This is a genomic window from Persephonella sp. (assembly GCF_027023985.1).
Classification (GTDB): domain Bacteria; phylum Aquificota; class Aquificia; order Aquificales; family Hydrogenothermaceae; genus Persephonella_A.
The window spans coordinates 1-19225 of the sequence record NZ_JALVTW010000003.1; the positions used below are offsets into that span (position 1 = coordinate 1).

Annotated in this window: 20 protein-coding genes, 1 tRNA gene and 1 pseudogene; 10 read left to right on the forward strand and 12 right to left on the reverse strand. The window is 35.4% G+C overall.

The window, feature by feature from the left end:
• Positions 1 to 33 precede the first annotated feature (33 nt).
• Positions 34 to 108 (forward strand) — tRNA-Glu (locus MVE07_RS00170).
• Positions 109 to 111: 3 nt separating this feature from the next.
• Here the strand turns inward: MVE07_RS00170 and MVE07_RS00175 are convergent.
• From MVE07_RS00175 to MVE07_RS00200, 6 genes are all read right to left on the reverse strand, one after another.
• The gene (locus MVE07_RS00175) at positions 112 to 552 is read right to left on the reverse strand and encodes a TIGR00725 family protein (protein WP_297452604.1); all 441 of its coding nucleotides are present in this window, start codon (positions 550 to 552) and stop codon (positions 112 to 114) included.
• A complete protein-coding gene (locus MVE07_RS00180; RefSeq protein ID WP_297452605.1) occupies positions 549 to 1001 on the reverse strand; it encodes a hypothetical protein in 453 nt (150 codons plus the stop codon). The genes MVE07_RS00175 and MVE07_RS00180 overlap by 4 nt, the downstream gene beginning before the upstream one ends.
• Positions 988 to 1449, reverse strand: a complete 462-nt coding sequence (locus tag MVE07_RS00185) for a tetratricopeptide repeat protein (protein ID WP_297452606.1) — start codon at positions 1447 to 1449, stop codon at positions 988 to 990. The genes MVE07_RS00180 and MVE07_RS00185 overlap by 14 nt, the downstream gene beginning before the upstream one ends.
• A complete protein-coding gene (locus tag MVE07_RS00190; protein ID WP_297452607.1) occupies positions 1407 to 1889 on the reverse strand; it encodes a C39 family peptidase in 483 nt (160 codons plus the stop codon). Before MVE07_RS00190 ends, MVE07_RS00185 begins: the two co-directional genes overlap by 43 nt.
• On the reverse strand, positions 1886 to 2284 hold the full coding sequence (locus tag MVE07_RS00195; RefSeq protein WP_297452608.1) for a PA2779 family protein: 399 nt from the start codon (positions 2282 to 2284) through the stop codon (positions 1886 to 1888). The genes MVE07_RS00190 and MVE07_RS00195 overlap by 4 nt, the downstream gene beginning before the upstream one ends.
• A gap of 126 nt (positions 2285 to 2410) precedes the next feature.
• Positions 2411 to 3940, reverse strand: coding sequence for an IS200/IS605 family accessory protein TnpB-related protein (locus MVE07_RS00200; RefSeq protein WP_297452610.1), 1530 nt, complete (start codon positions 3938 to 3940; stop codon positions 2411 to 2413).
• Between the two features lie 164 nt (positions 3941 to 4104).
• On the opposite strand from MVE07_RS00200, the gene MVE07_RS00205 reads away from it, so the two are divergent.
• The 6 genes from MVE07_RS00205 to MVE07_RS00230 are packed head-to-tail and all read left to right on the forward strand — an operon-like array spanning position 4105 to position 9263.
• Complete coding sequence (locus tag MVE07_RS00205) at positions 4105 to 4518, forward strand: hypothetical protein (RefSeq protein WP_297452612.1); 414 nt, start codon at positions 4105 to 4107, stop codon at positions 4516 to 4518.
• Positions 4515 to 5639, forward strand: coding sequence for a KamA family radical SAM protein (locus tag MVE07_RS00210; RefSeq protein WP_297452614.1), 1125 nt, complete (start codon positions 4515 to 4517; stop codon positions 5637 to 5639). Before MVE07_RS00205 ends, MVE07_RS00210 begins: the two co-directional genes overlap by 4 nt.
• A 35-nt stretch (positions 5640 to 5674) precedes the next feature.
• Positions 5675 to 6817, forward strand: a complete 1143-nt coding sequence (locus MVE07_RS00215; protein WP_297452616.1) for an alanine--glyoxylate aminotransferase family protein — start codon at positions 5675 to 5677, stop codon at positions 6815 to 6817.
• Between the two features lie 12 nt (positions 6818 to 6829).
• Entirely contained in the window at positions 6830 to 7468 is a 639-nt protein-coding gene (gene pspA / locus MVE07_RS00220; protein ID WP_297452618.1) for a phosphoserine phosphatase PspA, read from the forward strand.
• Positions 7469 to 7476: 8 nt separating this feature from the next.
• Positions 7477 to 8736 carry an ATP phosphoribosyltransferase regulatory subunit gene (gene hisZ / locus MVE07_RS00225; protein ID WP_297452620.1) on the forward strand — a complete coding sequence of 420 codons (1260 nt, stop codon included), beginning with the start codon at positions 7477 to 7479 and terminating at the stop codon, positions 8734 to 8736.
• A 38-nt stretch (positions 8737 to 8774) separates the two neighbouring features.
• Positions 8775 to 9263, forward strand: coding sequence for a peptidylprolyl isomerase (locus MVE07_RS00230; protein WP_297452622.1), 489 nt, complete (start codon positions 8775 to 8777; stop codon positions 9261 to 9263).
• An 11-nt stretch (positions 9264 to 9274) separates the two neighbouring features.
• On the opposite strand, the gene MVE07_RS00235 is transcribed toward MVE07_RS00230, so the two are convergent.
• From MVE07_RS00235 to MVE07_RS00245, 3 genes are read right to left on the reverse strand one after another with little or no spacing between them, the layout of a single operon-like run.
• Complete coding sequence (locus MVE07_RS00235; protein ID WP_297452624.1) at positions 9275 to 10000, reverse strand: glycerophosphodiester phosphodiesterase; 726 nt, start codon at positions 9998 to 10000, stop codon at positions 9275 to 9277.
• A 1-nt stretch (position 10001) separates the two neighbouring features.
• On the reverse strand, positions 10002 to 11882 hold the full coding sequence (locus MVE07_RS00240; protein ID WP_297452626.1) for a copper-translocating P-type ATPase: 1881 nt from the start codon (positions 11880 to 11882) through the stop codon (positions 10002 to 10004).
• Positions 11883 to 11935: 53 nt separating this feature from the next.
• On the reverse strand, positions 11936 to 12283 hold the full coding sequence (locus tag MVE07_RS00245; RefSeq protein ID WP_297452628.1) for a heavy metal-associated domain-containing protein: 348 nt from the start codon (positions 12281 to 12283) through the stop codon (positions 11936 to 11938).
• Between the two features lie 155 nt (positions 12284 to 12438).
• On the opposite strand from MVE07_RS00245, the gene alr reads away from it, so the two are divergent.
• From alr to MVE07_RS10570, 3 genes and pseudogenes are all read left to right on the forward strand, one after another.
• Positions 12439 to 13488: an alanine racemase gene (gene alr, locus MVE07_RS00250; protein ID WP_297452713.1), complete on the forward strand. Its 1050-nt coding sequence runs from the start codon at positions 12439 to 12441 to the stop codon at positions 13486 to 13488.
• Positions 13488 to 14849 (forward strand): sigma-54 dependent transcriptional regulator, encoded by a 1362-nt coding sequence (locus MVE07_RS00255; protein ID WP_297452629.1) that lies wholly within the window; start codon positions 13488 to 13490, stop codon positions 14847 to 14849. The genes alr and MVE07_RS00255 overlap by 1 nt, the downstream gene beginning before the upstream one ends.
• Before the next feature lie 2 nt (positions 14850 to 14851).
• Positions 14852 to 15036 (forward strand): annotated as a pseudogene (locus MVE07_RS10570) (4-oxalocrotonate tautomerase family protein).
• 28 nt (positions 15037 to 15064) lie between these two features.
• Here the strand turns inward: MVE07_RS10570 and MVE07_RS00270 are convergent.
• From MVE07_RS00270 to serA, 3 genes are read right to left on the reverse strand one after another with little or no spacing between them, the layout of a single operon-like run.
• A complete protein-coding gene (locus MVE07_RS00270) occupies positions 15065 to 15832 on the reverse strand; it encodes a TIGR04219 family outer membrane beta-barrel protein (protein WP_297452632.1) in 768 nt (255 codons plus the stop codon).
• 10 nt (positions 15833 to 15842) lie between these two features.
• Positions 15843 to 16952 carry an inositol-3-phosphate synthase gene (locus MVE07_RS00275; protein WP_297452634.1) on the reverse strand — a complete coding sequence of 370 codons (1110 nt, stop codon included), beginning with the start codon at positions 16950 to 16952 and terminating at the stop codon, positions 15843 to 15845.
• A gap of 10 nt (positions 16953 to 16962) precedes the next feature.
• Complete coding sequence (gene serA, locus MVE07_RS00280; RefSeq protein WP_297452636.1) at positions 16963 to 18552, reverse strand: phosphoglycerate dehydrogenase; 1590 nt, start codon at positions 18550 to 18552, stop codon at positions 16963 to 16965.
• Between the last annotated feature and the right edge of the window lie 673 nt (positions 18553 to 19225).

Here is a 19225-nt window from a genome sequence, read left to right on the forward strand (position 1 = left end):
GTCCTGGGTTCGACCCCCAGGCGGCTCACCATTGCCCCCGTCGTCTAGCCAGGCCTAGGACACCGGCCTTTCACGCCGGCGACACGGGTTCGAATCCCGTCGGGGGCATTTTTATTTTATATACTCTAAAACGTCTTCTATCTTTTTTATCTCAATAACTCCATCAACTTTATGGGTTTTATAACCTAAAATCGTTTTCCCATAAACAAGGCTGTATGCTATTTCTGACAATGTTCCATAATTTCCACCTACAGCAATTACCAGTTCCCCGGAAGCTACTACAATTGGATTTCTGGCAAATCCTATACCTGTATTTATTTTTATATCTACATATCTGTTAGCATCACTTCCATCCAAGGAAGGCATTATCCCTATTGTTAATCCTCCTTTTTCCTTGGCACCTTTGCATACCGCCTCCATTATTCCTCCTCTACCACCGCAAACAACACCAAAACCTTTTTCTGCTATTAATTGCCCTAATCTATAAGCAAATTTATATTCATCACTATCAGGAGTTGCTGTTGAACTACCAATTACAGAAATAAGCCTCAATTTTCCTCCTCCGGTGGTTTATAAAAATATGCAAGGGTTGTTCCCCAAGATAGATGTAATAAAAAAAGTGTTATATGCTGCTTAATATCCATATTTATTATTCCTGAGAGCCATTTTGCACCGCCAAGTCCAAAAATGAAGGCAACAATTAGCACAAGGATATGCCAGCCAATAGAAAATATAAATCCTTTCAGTAGCTTGAAACCGGGAATATAATGGTAAATATATGCAAACACAAACCCAAAAAGAATACTGTTTAACTGATGTCCTATAAAAAGGGCTATGTCCTCATATCCTTTAAATAGGTTTTCTTGAACAAGCCATTCTTTGTAGACTTTATAAGAGCCAAACAGACCAAACCAGCCTTCTAATGCAAGGTCAATAACATACATAACATATCCGGCTATAAAGCCTGCAATAAGCAAAGAACTAAAATTAATTCTGTTCAATTTTTTCCTTAATCTTGTTGTATGTATCTATATACTCAGGTTTTTGTTTTATTTTAAGGGCTTTCTGGATATACTCCCATGCTTCCTTGTATCTTCCTTCCAGATAAAGTAGATACGCAAGGTTATTTAAAGCGTCGGAGTTCTTTGGATTTATTGAAATTGCTTTTTTATAATATTCCTCTGCCTTTTTGTAATCTTTTTTCTGATAATAAAGATTTCCCAGATTAAAATAAGGAATATCCCAGTTCCTATCTCTTGCTATTGCCTTTTTATATTCCTTTTCTGCAAGGTCTAAATCCTCTTTTTTCTGATAAGCAACCGCAAGGTCATTATGTTCCTTTGCTGATAAAGGGTCATCATAAACTATAATTCTGGGCTTACTGCAAGAAGTTAAAAATATCAGCCCTATTGATATACAACCAAGTAAACATTTCCTGCCTTTTCCCATATCTTTTTAAATTTCCTGTAGTTTATTTTTTGAAATTTTTTATATCCGGTGTGAACAATAAATCCATCTTTATCATATCCTACTACGACAATATAATGGGGCTTTGATATTACCCAAAAGCCTAAATCAACAAGGACAATAACAGGTATATCCTTATCAATATACTTTTTTATCTCTTCAATATTACCCTTCTTCAAAATAGTTTTAAAGCCCTTTTCTCTGGCAAAATTTTGCAGGTCAGTTATCAGAGCTCCTTTTAGTTTAGGAATATAAACCTTTTTGCCAATTTCTTCCTGGGATATATTTTTTCCATAATACTGAAAAACAGAAGAAAGGGCGGCGGGCCCACAAAAACCCGACTGCTGTTTAACAAAAGGAACATCTAAAACTTTACCAAATGCAAAAAATACAACAAGTAAAACAGGTAATATTCTTATCAAGCTATGATTATTTCTTTTCCAAGAAGTTTAAGTATTAAAACAATTAAAAGCACAATTATTAAAACAGCTATGATTGCACCGAATATATCACCGCCGGCAAGAACTTTGTCTGAAGCCTGTGCCAACATGTGAATCTGTTCATCTGACATATTAGCCAGTTCCTTATTAACTTCTTCTGGTGTAAGCCCATAGGCTCTGAGCTTTTCCCTTACAAGCTGGTTTTCAAGGGCACGCTGAATTTTGTTAATTTCCATATCTCTAAGGGACTGAACCTGCGTTGTTCCGTCAGACATTACAGAACCAACCATACCGGCGATAGCAGGGGAAGTTTGCAGGAATATAAAATAAACTGCCACAGCAAGAACTATAACTGGATGTGCTACTTTCTTTATCATATTGCCCTGGTAAACCAAAGTGCACGTAAACTAACTACACTTTGGGCTGGGGTATTTGTATTCCGCCTTCTTCAGGTGTAAGCACTCCCCAGCTGGCGGTATTTCGCTTACACCATAGCCCCTGTCTCAAGCAACAGGAACTAACCGACTCACTACCCTGTCCCAATCCCCTTCTACCAGTATAGGTTTCAGGGGTGATAAGTCTCTTGGCACAGACTTTCCTAGAACAGGGATAGTGAGGGCTACCTTAACAACTTGCCACAGTTTGTAACTACTCCTTGAGTAGTCCCTCACCTGTTCCTTCCTTTGGTTTACAGGCTCTAGGGTCTGTGGCTCACTGTTAAGGCTTTGCAATATCTTTATTTGTTTGTTTAGCTCTTTTAATTTCTTTTTTAAAGGTTCTTTCTTGTATTGGTTTTTCTCTATATTTAGTTTTTCTTTTGTCTTTAGTCTTTCTTGTTCTATTTTGTTTATTGCATGTTGCAAGTATTCCTCATCTGATATTAGATTTTCATAGTGTTTTGGCAGTTCTTCCTTAAATCCTAATCCTTTTCTTGCTATTACAAATGCTCCTGCTGTGTCTTTATCTAAACTATATTGGGGTGCATATTTTAGCATTCCTATTATTGATGTGTATGCTGGATTTACTTCTATTACCTCTATCCCTTCTCTTTTTGCTACTGTCTTTATTTTCTCAAGTATCCCTCTGTATATCCACTGCTGTTTGATTTTTCTTAATTTTTTTCTTCCATCTCCTTTGTTCCCTTTTGGTATTGTGTCTAATTTCTCTATTGCTATTGCTTTGTTTTGCACTGTCGCTGTTTCTACTACCTGATGGGCTATCTGCCAGCTTTGGTATTCTCTTTGGTTCTTTGTTTTGTTTATTAAATTGTGTAGGGATATTTTGTTTACTGCCTGTAGATTTCCATCCGGTTTTATGGTTGCAAGGGCTATATGAAATGGTTTTGCGTTTATGTCTATTCCTATTATTCCTTCTTTTTTTGTTATTATTGGCTCTTCTGGTAGTTTTTCCTCAAAGCTTATAAATGCGTAAATTTGTCCGTTTATTTGTCTTATCTCTACTGAGTAAGAAAAATATTCTCCTGTTTCTTCTGCTCCCAATAATCTTGCAATAAACTCTGTCCATTTGTCATTTTCTTTGTTTACTGCTCTTTTTATGTTTGCTGTTATCCAGTCTCTTTCTCCTGTATTTATTCTTAGTCTTAATCCTTCTTTTTCAATTATTATTCTTGTGTTTAAGTTACCTTTTTTAGCCCTGTCTCCTCTTGAGTATAAGTATCCTTTTCTTCGCTCTTGCCATTTTTGTTCCAGTTTTTCTCTTTGCTCTCCATTTAGGTGTCTTTTGCTTAGTTTCTCAAATAGTTTCCTGCCTCCGAATATTACTTTTCTTGGGCTTTGTCCTCTTTCTTTGCAGGAATTTATGAGATTTTGGGCTTTGTGTATTGCATCATCGCAGTATCTACTGTTTAGGTTAAACACTTTTTGTAAGTGTTTTTTTAGCTCTTTTCTTTTGTGTCCTTCCAGTAATCTGTTATATGTGTATCTATGGCAGGATGAAAATTGTCTCATCAGTTCAAATAGTTTTTGTTTGCCTTTTTCGTTTTCGAAAGTTAGCTTGCATTGTAGGGTTATCATTTTTTTACTCAATTTATAAAAGTTGTTCTGTTTATCCCATAGACCTTTTTTATATAATTATAGTTAATAATTTTCACTCCATAGCGATTTATAGTAGTTGTTGTTTACCTCCTTTTGATTTTATTTATAATATCTTATCGGTATTTAATATAGCGGAGGTTTAATTGGAATACAATCTTGTCCATGCAATGATTGGAAGGTTCGCAGTGCTAATTCCACTACTTGGATTATTCTTTGAAGTTGCCACTTTGATAACCCAGAAAGAGCTGGTTTTTAAATTAGCAGGAGGAATAGTTATTTTAGGTAGTATCCTTGCAATAATTGCAGGACTTACAGGGGCACAGGAATATTTTTATCTAATGGAAGAAGCAGAAGCGTCAGTTTATTTCTGGCATGCAGTAGCAGCTTCAGTAATAACATTTTCATTTGTATTAATTCTAATTATGAGAATAACGCTGTTTTTCAAGAAAAAAGAGGCTTTATTTGTGGTTTATATGATTATTTATGTGCTTAATGTTATAGCAAACCTTTTCAGTAATGAGGTTGTAGTTCATACCTTAAGGGAGCATCTGACTTGAGGGTTTTACCTGAAAACCACTGGAAAAAACTATGGAATGTTGAGGAAAAAGACTGGAAAAACTGGCACTGGCAGATTAAAAACAGGATAAAAAGCCTTTCAGAACTTGAGAAAATCACAGGAAAAGATTTTTCAAAAGAAAAAATAACAGAAAAAATTTTTAAAGTCGGAACTACTCCCTATTATCTAAGCCTTGCAAAAGATTTTTCAAAAAATGACCCAATATTCAAACAGATAATACCTGACCTTGCAGAAATAGATGAAACAATCCAATCCTACGGTAGTTTTGACCCTTTTAATGAAGAAGTCTTAAGTCCGGTTGAAGGATTAACCCATAGGTATCCTGATAGGGTTTTGTTCAGGGCTACAAATTTTTGTTCTGTTTATTGCCGACATTGTATGAGAAAAAGAATTTTCCTTGAAGAAGAAAAGGCAAGGACTTATCAGGAATATGACCGTATGTTTGAGTATATTAAAAACAACAAAAATATAAAAGAAGTGCTTATCTCAGGGGGAGACCCTTTAACTCTGCCTAATAAAAAACTTGAGTATATTCTGGAAAATCTTTATAGGATTGAGCATATAGACATAATCAGAATAGGAAGTCGGGAACTTGTTGTTAATCCATTTAGATTTTACGATGAAAAACTTCTCAAGCTTTTTGAAAAATATGAAAAAATCTGGCTTGTAACCCATTTTAACCATCCTGATGAAATCACACAGGAAACAAAACAGGCTGTAAAAAATATATTTTCTACAGGAACACCTGTTTTAAACCAAACGGTTTTACTCAAAGGCATTAATGATAATGAAAAAACAATAGAAAGTCTTATGAGAAGCCTTTTAAAAGTAAAGATTAAACCCTATTATCTATTTTTCTGTGACCCGACAAAAGGAGTTCTCCATTTTAGAACTTCTCTGGAAAAAGGCATAAAAATAATGGAGTATCTAAGGGGAAGGGTTTCCGGTCTTGGAATACCAACTTATGCAATAGACCTTCCCGGTGGTATGGGAAAAGTTCCTCTGCTTCCTGATTACATTATTAGAGAAGATGAAAATCATATAATTTTCAAAAATTATGAAGGAAAAACAGTAAAAGTGAGCAAATCTTATCTGATATAATAAATAAAAGCTCAAAATCTATTTCCGGAGGATGTATGTTAATAAAAGAAAGATTGTTTACACCGGGACCTGTTCCATTACCACCACAGGTTATCAAAGCACTGGGACAGCAGATAATTCACCACAGAACACCAGAATTTACACAAATTTTCAACGATGTTCGCCAGAAACTCCAGAAATTACTTAAAACTGAAAGAGATGTTATTATGTTTGCCTCCTCAGGCACAGGGGCAATGGAAGCTTCAGTTCTAAATTTCTTTAAGAAAAAGGATAAAGTTCTTGTTATAAATGCTGGTAAATTCGGCCAGAGATGGAAAGAGCTTGGAACAACTTTTGAGCTTAATGTTATTGATTATCAGATAGAATGGGGAAAAACATATAGCAAAGAAAAAATTGAAGAAATTGTAAAAGAAAACCCTGACATAAAAGGAATTTTTGTTCAACAATCAGAAACTTCAACAACAACATACCACGACGTTAAGTTTTTAGGAGAAATATCTAAAAAGCTTGATGATTGTCTTCTTGTAGTTGATGGCATTACATCAGTCGGAGTTTATGAAGTTTATCCTGAAGAGATAGGCATAGATGTCCTTGTAACAGGTTCACAAAAGGCCTTAATGCTTCCACCGGGACTTGCTGTTTTGTATTTTAGTGAAAAAGCAGAAAAAAGACTTTCAACAAGCGATATTCCTAAATACTACTTTGATGTTGCAAAGGAAGCAAAAAAACAGGAAAACGGCCAGACAGCATACACACCGGCAATAAATCTAATCATTGCTTTAAACGAGAGCCTTAACCTTATACTTGATGAAGGGCTGCCGCAGCTTGCAAAAAGACATGAAATTATGGCAGAAGCCACAAGGGAAGCTGTTAAAGAAATAGGCCTTAAGCTTCTGTCAGAAAGTCCTGCAAACTCTGCAACAGGAGTTTATGCACCTGAAGGAATAAATGCAGATGATTTGAGAAAACAGCTGCTTAAGATAGGATTTAGAGTTGCAGGTGGACAAGACCATCTAAAAGGTAAAATATTCAGAATTGCCCACATGGGATACTTTGATTTTAATGATGTTATTCAGGTTATCGCCGGTCTTGAGCTTGCTTTGGCAAAAGTTGGTTATCCGGTTGAATTAGGTAAAGGTGTCAAAAAAGCACAGGAAATAATTCTCAAAAATATATAAGGAGCGGTCAAAGTGGCAGTAAGAATTATATATGTCAGACATGCAGAAAGTTTATGGAACCCAATCGGGAAATATCAGGGAAGATTAGACCCTGAATTATCAGAAAGGGGACACAAACAGGCACAGCTTCTTGCTTTAACACTGAAGAAATACTCTCCAACCGCTTTATATACAAGTCCGCTTAAAAGAACATATATGACAGCTGAATATATTGCAAAAGAGCTGGGACTGGAAATAAATATTGATGAGGATATTATTGAGATAGACCATGGGGAATGGTCTGGAATGCTTGTTGAAGAAGTTAAAGAAAAATATCCAGACATGTTCCGCCAGTGGCTTTATGAACCGGAAACAATAAAATTTCCCCACGGGGAAACCCTTGTTGATGTTTATAACAGGGTAAAAAGATTTCAGGAAAAAATGCTTGAAAAACATGATGGAGAAACAGTTATAGCAGTTTCCCATACAGTTCCAATCAGAGCCTCATTTGTCGCAGGACTGGATATTCCACTTTCAAAATTCTGGAGTTTTGGGTGTGATAATGCATCTTACTCAATACTTGATTATGACAAGGTCAGACCAATTCTTTATAAACTGAACAACACATACTTTTTAGGTGATTTATTTATACCTGCATTAGATGCACTATAAGGTGAGATATGGATATAGAAATTCCTGCCGGTGTTAAAGTTTTTAATCGGGCTGAAACCTACCAGCTAAACACCATAATAAACAAAATAACTAACACTTTTGAAAAATGGGCTTATGAGGAGATAAAACTACCTGTTTTTGAGTATTTTAATGTCCACAAAAAAGCCCTTGATGAAAATATAGCAGGTAAAAGCTTTAAAATTGTTGATAGAACAACAGGGGATATTCTGTCTTTAAGGGCTGATTTTACAGCCCAGATTGCAAGATATTTTTCCTCCCTAAAAAGAAAAGAGCTACCTAAAAGATACTACTACAAAGGAAGCATTTTCCGTTATTCTCCGCCGAAAACAGGGGATTTATGGGAGATATTCCAGACAGGTATTGAACTGATTGGCTCAGACAGACTTGAGGCGGATGCAGAGGTTATAACAATAGCCTGTAATGCTTTAAGCAATATCGGAATTAAAGATTTCCAGATAGACCTGAATAATATAAAAATTTTCACTGGTTTAAAAAATATTCTCCACCTATCAGAAAAGGAATACCAGCAGTTTATGCAGTTTATAAAAAACAGGGAAATATTTAATCTAAAAAAATTTGTTTCCCGATATGAAACCTCGCAAGAAATAAAAGAGTTTATTGTAAATATTCCAAAATATCAGGGTGGATTAAAACTTATACAGGGTTTAAAGAAATTTGTATCCAATTATCCCCAGCTTTTAGAACCACTTGAAGAGCTTGAGAATATATACAATATTCTTACAGAATATGGAGTAGCAGACAACGTTGTTTTTGACCTTGGGGAACCAAGGGAGTTTTCATACTACACAGGAATTGTTTTTGAGATTTTTATAAAAAATTTCTCTAAATCTATAGGACAGGGTGGTAGATATAACAACCTAATTTCCAGATATAATGGAGATATTCCTGCTACAGGATTTGCCTTTTATGTTTTGAATATCTGGCAGTATGCAAAAGAAAACAAACTGCTGGAAGAAAAGAAGCTTAAAGACTTTTTTATCATTGACCTAACACCTGATAAAAAGGCTGCATATCAGATTGGAAAAGCTTTAAGGGAAAAAGGATATATTGTAGGAAGGGATATAATAGATAGGGATTACAAAGAATCACTGAAATTTGCCTTTAACAACAGATATAAAAAAGCAATAATCATTGGACTGGACACAGACCCAAAAACTGTATATATTTATTCAACCCCTGAAAAATATGAAAAAATAAAAATACAGGATTTACTGGAAAAAATATAGCACCTCAGGTGCTAAATACACATAAAGGAGTTTTTTTTATGAAGGCTACAAACAACAAAGTGGTAACATTCCACTACACACTCAAGGACAAAGAGACAGGAGAAGTTCTTGACAGCAGTCAGGAGTATGGGCAACCTTTAACTGTTTTATTCGGTGCTCAAAATATCATTCCCGGACTGGAAAGCAGAATGGAAGGTATGGAAGCAGGGGAAAAAAGAACCATTGAAGTTCCTGCTTTAGAGGCTTACGGAGAGAAAAATCCAGAATTAATCCAGAAAGTTCCAAGGGAATACTTCCAGGGAATTGAACTGGAAAAAGGAATGCCTCTTCAGGCTCAAACTCCAGACGGACAAATCATAAATATGATTGTTGTTGATTTTGATGATAATGAAGTTACTGTTGATATGAACCACCCATTAGCCGGAAAAGACCTTGTTTTTGATGTTGAAGTTGTAAATGTTAGAGATGCCACACTTGAAGAAATTCAACACGGACACGCACACGGCGAAGGCGGAGTTCATCATTAAATAGAAGGGGTTTACAAGCCCCTTTTAATCTCTTCTCTCCATCTAACCATAAGGTCAGGATAATCGGTTGCTATTCCATCACTGCCCCTTTCTGCAAAAATCTCGGCAGTTTCTTTGTCATTTATAATCCATGATACAACCTTTAGCTTTAGCCTGTGGGCAAATCTAATTGCCTTTTCTGTGGCAAGTTTATAGTAAGGCAAAACAAATTCACAATTTATATCCTTGGCCTCAAGTATTTTTCCCGGAGGTCTCATATAGATTAATCCTGTTACAAGGGAATTATCTATCTGTTTTACCTGCTCAAGTGCTTCCTCATAAAAAGAGATAAAAGCCACCCATTCCTGTGCAGAGTGTTCAAAAACTTTATTTACAATATCCTGTGTTGTTTCAAGCTCTTTGATTTCTATGAACAAACCTGATTTTCCGTTAACCGTCTGTAAAGCCTCATCAAGGGTAGCAACAGGTTCTCCCTCAATGGTTATATTTCCCCTTATAAAATCAAAATCCACTTGTGAAGGTGGAATAGCCCTACCTGTTAGCCTTTTAAAATCTTTATCATGTAATAAAATAAGCTGCCCATCTTTTGTTTTTCTAATATCTACCTCAACAATATCAGCTCCGGATTTTATTCCATACTCAATGGCTGCAATTGTATTTTCAGGCTTTACCCCTTTTGCGCCTCTATGTCCAATAATTGCAAAAGGTTTCACAGAAAGCTTTTTTAGAATAAGCATATCAATCTCCTAATCTGGTATTATTTATTCTAAGGGCATTCAAAACAACACTCACAGAGCTAAAAGACATTGCAACCCCTGCAATAACAGGCTTAAGCAGTATTCCTGCCACAGGATATAAAATTCCCGCTGCAACAGGTATCCCGATAACGTTATAAATAAATGCCCAGAACAGATTTTGTTTTATAACATTCATACTAAACGAAGAAAGATTTATTGCCTTTAAAACTAAATTTAGCTCATTTTTCAAAAGTAGAATATCACCTGTTTCTTTTGTTATATCTGTTGCCTGAACAACGGCTATTCCAACGTTTGAAGATGCCATTGCAGGAGCATCATTTATTCCGTCCCCGATAAACATTACCTTCTCACCTTTCTGTTGCAGTTCCTTCACAATTCTGTATTTATCCTCAGGTTTTAGCTGGGCAAAGCATTCATCAAAGCCGGCTTCAGCACATATTCCCCTTGCTACTTCTTCTTTATCCCCTGTTAGTAAAACAGTTTTTATCCCTTTTTCTTTTAATTTATTTAAAACAGTCTTTGCTTCAGGTTTGAGGTTATCGCTAAGATAAAAAACAGCAACAAGTTTATCATCAACAGCTATTAAGAGCTCTGTTTTTTTAGAGTTTTCCTTAATAACAAACCCGTGTTCTTTTAGGAAAGCTTGATTTCCTGCTATAACATTTTTTCCTTCAATCATCGCAATAATTCCTTTTCCGGAAACTGATTTAAAACTTTCAGGTTTTGCCTCATACTCAGGGATTTTTTCTAAAACAGCTTTTGCAACAGGATGGTTAGAGTTTTTCAAAGCAGGATAAGCATATTTTAACAGCTGTTTATCAAATATTTTTTCTTCTATAACAGAGAGCTTTCCTTCTGTTATTGTTCCCGTTTTGTCAAAAATAGCAACGGTAATATCCTTAATCCCTTCAATAATTTCCGGATTTTTAATCAGTATCTTTTCTTTAGCTCCTTTGCTTACTGCAACAACAATGGCAATTGGTGTAGCAATTCCGAGGGCACATGGACAGGCAATGATTAAAACAGAAACAGAAGATAAAAATGCTATATCCGGTTTATCCATCAAATACCATATATCAAAAGTTAGAATAGAAATAATAAGAATAGCAGGAACAAAAACTGCCACAACCTTGTCAGCAAGTCTTCCAACAGGTGGTTTTTTTTCTTGTGCCTGTGACACCAGTTTTGCCAGCTGGGATATAAATGCATCTTTTCCTGTTTTTGTGGCTTTGATTAATATATATCCATCAACAAGAAGACTACCGCCTAAGACTGTATCCCCTGTTTTTTTCAAAACAGGCAGGCTTTCCCCTGTGAGAATTGACTGGTCAATCTCTCCGGAACCCTCAATAACTACGCCATCAACAGGAACCCTTTCGCCGGCTTTCACCACAACAATATCTCCAACTACTATACTATCAGCAGGAATCACTGTCTCTTTTCCATCTACAATTATTAATGCTTTTTGGGGTTTTAGTTTAAGGAGTTTTCTCAAAAATCCTGTTGCCTTATTTCTGGAACGGCTTTCTAGATATCTGCCAAGTAAAACAAATGTGATAATAGCAGCTGCACCGCCAAAATAAGTTGACCTCATATTCTCAGGAAAAAGGAAAGGAAAGAATATAACAAAAACCGAATAAAAATAAGCAGCAGAAGTCCCTATAACAATAAGCAGGTTCATATCGGCAATTCTGTTTTTCAGACCACCTATTGCAGACCTGTAAAACTCCCAGCCTGCCCCAAACTGGACAATAGAGGCAAATATCAGGGAAAGGACATTTTTCAGGTTTAAAAATTCATTTGACTGGATTAGAGGCTTTTCCAGAAAAGGCAGTTTAAAAAATTCAAGGGAAAATACCAAAACTGTAAAAATTAAAGCAATAATAAACCTAATTTTAAGGCTTTTTTCTTCCTCTAACTTTTTTTTTCAAAATTTTCTAAATCTTCAGAGGCATCATAACCAAGCTCTTTTATCTTGGCTATTATCTGTTCTTTGGTTATTTTTGCAGGGTCGTATTCAAAAACACCTTTTGATGTTGCCAGATTAACCGAGGCAGAAATAACTCCTTCTGTAGCCCTAAGTGTTGCCTCTATACCAGCGACACATCCGGCACAATGCATTCCTGATATGTTAAGTTCTACTGTTTTCGTTTTTCCTGTAGTTTCTTTCTTTTCATTCTTATCATCTTTTCCACCGAAGAAAAACCAGCTTATACCACCTATCATTAACGCGGATACCGATAAAACAGCGAATTTATCCAACTTTCTGCCTCCTGGCTATGATACAGAATAATTTATTCCAAACTCTGCGAAAAGTGAACTCTTTTATTATAAAATTTTTTAGCCTTAAGATTTAACCGAAAAATATTAAAAAGCGGAGGTAAACATATCTGAAAGGATATAGAAGCTGGGCAGAAATCAGCAAAGACCGAGTTGAATATAATTTAAAATTAATACACAACTATGTAAAAAAAGATATATTTGCCGTAGTAAAGGCAGATGCCTATGGGCATGGTGCAGAAAATATATCCAGAATTCTCCAGCAGTATCCATTCGTAAAATATCTATGCGTTGCAACAGCAGAAGAAGGAAAAGAGCTAAGGCAGGCAGACATAAAAAAAGATATTCTGGTTTTAGGGGGAGTTCTTCCTGACGAAATCAAATGTTTTAAGGATTATGACCTTGTCCCTGTAATCTCCGATTTTAACCAGCTTCAATTAGTCCAGAAATATAATATATCCCGTATCCATATAAAATTTGATACAGGAATGCATAGACTCGGATTTCTACCGGAAGAAATAGACCAGGTGTTAAATAGCTTGAATGGTTTAAATGTAGAAGGCATTTTATCCCATTTTCCATCTGCTGACATTGACCCTGAGCTAACCGAAAAACAGATAAAACAGTTTCAAAAAATAGTTGAAATGGTAAAAAAAGCCGGAATAAATCCCAGATACATACATCTACAAAACAGTGCAGGACTTATGTATAAATGTGATTATTGCAATGCAGTCAGGATAGGTATTTCCATATACGGAGAAAAATCTGCTCCTAATTTTTCAATTCCTGTTAAAACTGTTATGTCAATCAAATCAAAAGTTATTGCTATAAAAAATCTGAAAAAAGGAGAAACTGTATCCTACGCAGGCACTTTTACAGCCCCAAAAGATATGAAAATAGCAATTGTGTCCTTTGGATATGCAGATGGTTTGCCAAGGGATTTATCAAACAAAGGATACTTCCTTATTAATCATCAAAAAGCAAATATTATAGGCAATGTGACAATGGACATGACAATAGTTGATGTCTCCCATATAAAAAACATAAAAATCGGGGATACTGTAACGGTTGTTGGCAAAGACAACGGAAATGAAATATATTTTGAGGATATAGCAAGGTTGTGCGGCACAATACCTTATGAGATAATGTGCAGAATATCAAAAAGGGTTAAAAGGGTTGTTATCTAATGGAAAATCAAAACTTTTCCATACTTGTTGTTGATGATGAGGAAAACATAACAAGTCTATTAAAGGATATACTGGAAGACGAAGGATTTAATGTTGATGTTGCCTATTCCCTTCACTCTGCAAAGGAAAAACTAAAGGAAAAAGATTACGATATTGTTTTTCTTGATGTCTGGCTTCCTGACGGGGAAGGAACAGACCTTATACATTTTATAAAAGATATAAATCCTATAACAAAAATCATTATGATTTCCGGCCATGCAAATATCCCTATTGCCGTAAAAGCCCTGAAAGAAGGAGCCTTTGACTTCCTTGAAAAACCTATTTCAACAGATACAATCCTTGCGGTCTTAGAAAAAGCCATAAAAGAAATCAAAAAGGATTTAGAATACACATTTCTAAAACAGGAATTAACCAAAGATATAGAAATTATAGGAAACAGCCCACCTATCCAGAAACTAAAAAAACAGATTGAAAAAGTGGCAAGAACGAATGCATGGGTAATGATTTTCGGAGAAAATGGAACAGGTAAAGAGCTTGTTGCCCGTTCTATTCATTTCCTTAGTGATAGGGCAAATAAACCATTTGTTGATATAAACTGTGCTGCCCTGCCGGATGATCTGATAGAAGCAGAGCTTTTTGGATATGAAAAGGGGGCATTTACCGGGGCAATGACAAGAAAACCGGGAAAGCTGGAAATAGCAGACGGGGGGACACTATTCTTAGATGAAGTAACAGACATGAGCCTCGCAGCACAGGCAAAGTTATTAAGAGTTTTGGAAGAAAAGGAGTTTACAAGACTTGGTAGTAATCAGAAAATAAAAGTGGATATCAGGGTTATATCAGCCACAAATAAAGACCTTGAAAAAGAAATTGAAGAGGGTAGATTTCGTCAGGATTTGGCATTCAGACTGGCTGTTGTTCCAATCTATGTTCCACCTCTAAGGGAAAGGGGAGAAGATATAATTCTCCTTGCTGAGCATTTCCTTAAGAAATCATGTATAGAAAACAAAATTCCTCCTGTAAAACTCTCGGAAGATGTCAAAAAAGTTCTCCTAAAATATGATTGGCCTGGAAATGTTAGAGAGCTCAAGAACCTAATGGAAAGATTATGTATCTTTGCTTCAGGTGAAGAGATTACACTGGAGGATTTACCACCGTATATTTTCAAGGGAAAATCACCAGTCGGAAAGAAAAAAATAGAAATAAAACCCTTAAAAAAAGTAAGGGAAGAGGCAGAAAAAGAAGTTATAAAACTTGCCCTTGAAAAATATAACCGTAATCTAAAGGAAGTAGCAAAAGCTCTTGAGATAGATCTTTCCTCACTTTACAGAAAACTAAAACAATATAATCTGGAGGAGTAAAAATGCCCTATGTTAATGTGAAAATAGCCGGAGAGCTAACAAGGGAGCAGAAGCAAAAAATTGTTGAAGGTATCACGAAAGTTCTGGAAGAAGTTGCAAACAAACCTCCATTGCAACCTATGTGGTTATTGAAGAAGTTGATAGGGATAACTGGGGAAAAGGAGGAAAACTATTATCAGACAAATAATAAAAAGGCGGCAAAGCCGCCTTTGAACTTAGAATAGAATTCCTGCTTCCACAAAAGGCTGTTTTATCTTGATATCAGCAGAAACATCATCAATATCATCTATTTTAATCTTTTCATACTTATATCCAACACCGATAAACGGCTTTACTATCATTGTTTGAAAAGGTTTTACTTTTAACTCTCCGGTAATATCATAAAAATGATGTCCTCCATAAGCTATACCATTTCCTTCAACAAGTATGGAGAAATAATCAACAGGTTTAAATTCAACAGCACCATGTAGCATTGGAATAGGAATTGTAAGGGATTTTGAATCTTCATCTCCGGTAGTTAAATCTTTAACTTTTGCATAAAAATCAACAACTCTGATATTTAGTCCTATTTCTGCATCTAAAACATGTGTTACATTCACAAATGGAAGGTTATAAAAAAGAACTGCATCATAGTGGTCTAAACGAAGTTTGGAATAAACCCTGTCATTTACTGTAATTGTGATATTACCAAATGTGTAGTTATTTTTAACTGTTCCTGTTCCTTCAAATCTCATTTTCTCATACATAAGTTTGATATTTGGAAGAATAGGAATAGGATGTTCCAGTTTAGCCCTCAAGAAGAATGAATTTTCATCATCAAGTCCCAGTTCATCTGTATCGATATCATTTCCTTTATAGCTTCCTGAACCATCAATACTTTGTTTGATATAACCGGCAGAGATTTCTCCATCAACACCGGGAACTGCTAAAGCAGATGTTACAGCAAAAACTGATGATAATGCAGCAAAGAATAATCTTTTCATGTAACCCTCCTTATCTTTCTCTTATTCCTGCTATGAATTCCTCAACCATTTCTCTGGCCTGCCAGTCTTTATACTGGATAGGTGGATGTTTCATTGTATAAGCAGAAATAGAATAAAGAGGTCCTCCTATTCCTCTATCCTGAGCAAGTTTTGCACATCTAATTGCATCTATAGCAACACCTGCACTGTTTGGAGAATCTTCAACATCCAGTCTAAGTTCTATATGCATAGGAACATCCCCAAACAGTCTTCCTTCCAGCCTGATAAATGCAACTTTTCTGTCTTTAAGCCATGGAACATAGTCAGATGGTCCAATATGAATATTTCTTGGATCCATTCCATAAGGAATGAGAGATGATACTGCTTCTGTTTTTGATTTTTTCTTTGTTGCAAGTCTGCTTCTTTCAAGCATATTTAAAAAGTCTGTATTTCCACCGACGTTAAGCTGATAGGTTCTATCTATTTTTACTCCCCTGTCTAAAAGAAGTTGTGTTAAAACCCTATGGGTTATTGTAGCTCCTACCTGGGATTTAATATCATCCCCAACAGCCGGAATACCTTCTGCTTCAAATCTTTTTGCCCATTCATCATCTGAAACAATAAATGTTGGCATACAGTTAACAAAAGCAACTCCTGCCTTTAAACAGGCTTCTGCATAATATCTTGCAGCCTGCTCTGCACCAACAGGCACATAATTTATAAGAACATCTGCACCTGTCTCCATAAGCACTTTTGCAACTGTATCAATGCTATCTTCCTTTGCATCAGAGAGCACAAATGCATTTTCCGGAGGATAATTTTTCATATGTTCAGGGTATCCATCTAAAACCTTTCCTTTTCTTACCTTTACACCTGTTTTTGGGATATCTCTCTGGAAAACAGTTGTGCAGTTTGGAGGATTAAATATAGCTTCTGACACATCATATCCAACTTTTCTTTCATCAATATCCCATGCTGCAACAACTTCTATATCCCAGGGTTTATATCCCCCGATATCTTCATGCATGAGACCGCTTGCTTCAATATTCTGTTTTTCCTTGTAGTAATAAATCCCCTGAATTAATGCACTGGCACAATTTCCTACGCCAGCTATTGCTATTTTGATTTTTTTGTCTGGCACCTCTTTCCTCCTAAAGTATTATCTGTTTTGCTTTTAAAATTTCCGGTATATCAAGGATTTCTTCCAAGATTACATCTGTAATTTTTTCGTCCAGCTGTAGAGCTCCAAGGGCAACTTTGCCTTTCTCAAGTCTTCCAAGCCTGAACCCTGCAATGTTTATGTTATGTCTTGCAAGAATTTCCCCTATTTTAGCTATTACTCCAGGAACATCTTTATTTTCGAACATAAGAATAACACCTTCAGGGTCTATATCTATCCAATATCCATCAACCAGCATTATTTTTGGTATTTGGTTATAAAATGCTGTTCCACCTACTATATGTTCTTTTCCATTTTCAACTGCTGTTATCTTTATAAAATCTTTAAATACAAGTCCTTCTTCCCTTGAGCTTTCAATAACATTTATACCCCTTTCTTTAGCTAAAAATGGAGCATTAATAATATTTACCGGCCTATCTAAAATAGGTTCTAAAAATCCTTTTAAAACATAGGCAGAAATAGGTTTAATATGCTCGGCGATAGAACCTCTAACTTCTATATTAAGTTCCTTAAAGTTGCCACCTGCATATTGGGTAAGGAAACTACCTAATTTTTCGGCAAGTTGCAGGAATGCTTTTATATTCTCAAAGCCTTCTGTTATTGTAAATGGTGCGTTTACAGCAGCTTCAACAAACTGACCTTTAAGGGCTGCTATTACCTGCTGTGCTATTTTAATTGCAACTTTATCCTGAGACTCATAAGTGTTTGCTCCAATATGTGGAGACAAACTTATATTTGGAAATTCAAAAAGCCTTCTTATTCTGTCGTCTGGGGGTTCTTTACTGAAAACATCAAGTCCAATTCCGGCAAATTTACCTTTTTTCATATATTCATACATGGCATCTTCATCAACTATGCCACCTCTTGCACAGTTGATGAAATAAACACCATCTTTCATAAGTTCAAACTCTTTTTCTCCTATCATTCCCTTTGTTTCCTCTGTTAGAGGACAGTGGAGAGAAATAATATCTGACCTTTTTATAAGCTCATGAAGGGTATCAACAAGTTCTACCCCTAATCTATCTCCTTTTTCTCTCGGGATATATGGGTCATAGGCTATTACTGTAGCTCCAGATGCTTTACATCTGATTGCAACCTGAGAACCAACATTACCCAGTCCAATAATTCCAACAACTTTTCCGTCTAATTCCTCGCCCATAAATCTCTTTCTGTCCCATTCTCCTCTCATCATGGATTCATGGGCAAGATGGAGTTTCCTAAGAACTGCGTATAGATGAGCCATTGTAAGCTCAGCAGCTCCGACAGTATTCGCCCCCGGTGCATTTACAACCAGAATTCCTCTTCTGGAACATCCTTCGAGGTCAACGTTATCAACACCAACTCCGGCTCTACCGACTACTTTTAATTTTTCTGCTCTTTCAAGGAGTTCTTCATTTACAGGAGTTCTACTTCTTGTGATTATTGCATCATAATCTTTGATTATCTCTAAGAGTTCTTCCCATCTAATTTCAGGCTGATAATCAAGGTCTATTTCAGGATCATTGTTGAGTATATCAAGGCCTTTGTTAGATAGGTGGTCAGTTACAAGGACTTTGAACATTTTATATAAATTCCTCCTTACGAAAATTTAATGAAATATTATTATATATTGAATACGATAGAAAGTGTTAATATATATGCTATTTCTAATATTTTGAATTTGATCAAATAGAAAAGTTGCTAAAATTAGGACATTACTGAAAGTGAAAACATTTAGAGAAATTTTAAACAACCTAAATTAAAATTTCTGCTGATAAATCTAAAATCCTATCCCATATAGTTTAGATAAAACTCGTTAATTAGATTGAATAAAAAAATTTAATTTGGCAAGTGTCCTTCAAGGATTAGCTAAGATTTAAAAATTTTTATAAATCCTCTTTGGAGGTATTAAGTTGCATCAACTTTTGCGAAGCAAATTGGCGACCGAATGGGAGCAGCCTCCAGTAATGCGAATATATTTCCTATTCAAAATACAAAACTTAACAATAATTATTATTGATTTCTTGCCAAAGACAATTTAGCAATTTATGTTTACTAAGCCATATTCTTTTTCCATATAACCATCTATTTAATATATTTAATTAAATAATTTACTTTTTCATACCAATTATTATACTGGCAACAACAAGTAGCAAGAAAATAACCATTATTGCTACAAGTTTTATCATCCTTACCTCCTATGGTTAATAATTACTAACCATAGTATATCTTATTATGTTAAAATTTATATTAAT

Bases quoted from the DNA above. Each gene is read 5' to 3' on its own strand.
- MVE07_RS00195 (WP_297452608.1), bottom strand. From the start codon at position 2,284: ATGATAAAGAAAGTAGCACATCCAGTTATAGTTCTTGCTGTGGCAGTT.
- MVE07_RS00270 (WP_297452632.1), bottom strand. From the start codon at position 15,832: ATGAAAAGATTATTCTTTGCTGCATTATCATCAGTTTTTGCTGTAACA.
- MVE07_RS00215 (WP_297452616.1), top strand. From the start codon at position 5,675: ATGTTAATAAAAGAAAGATTGTTTACACCGGGACCTGTTCCATTACCA.
- MVE07_RS00255 (WP_297452629.1), top strand. From the start codon at position 13,488: ATGGAAAATCAAAACTTTTCCATACTTGTTGTTGATGATGAGGAAAAC.
- MVE07_RS00235 (WP_297452624.1), bottom strand. From the start codon at position 10,000: ATGCTTATTCTAAAAAAGCTTTCTGTGAAACCTTTTGCAATTATTGGA.
- hisZ (WP_297452620.1), top strand. From the start codon at position 7,477: ATGGATATAGAAATTCCTGCCGGTGTTAAAGTTTTTAATCGGGCTGAA.
- MVE07_RS00230 (WP_297452622.1), top strand. From the start codon at position 8,775: ATGAAGGCTACAAACAACAAAGTGGTAACATTCCACTACACACTCAAG.
- serA (WP_297452636.1), bottom strand. From the start codon at position 18,552: ATGTTCAAAGTCCTTGTAACTGACCACCTATCTAACAAAGGCCTTGAT.
- MVE07_RS00185 (WP_297452606.1), bottom strand. From the start codon at position 1,449: ATGGGAAAAGGCAGGAAATGTTTACTTGGTTGTATATCAATAGGGCTG.
- MVE07_RS00200 (WP_297452610.1), bottom strand. From the start codon at position 3,940: ATGATAACCCTACAATGCAAGCTAACTTTCGAAAACGAAAAAGGCAAA.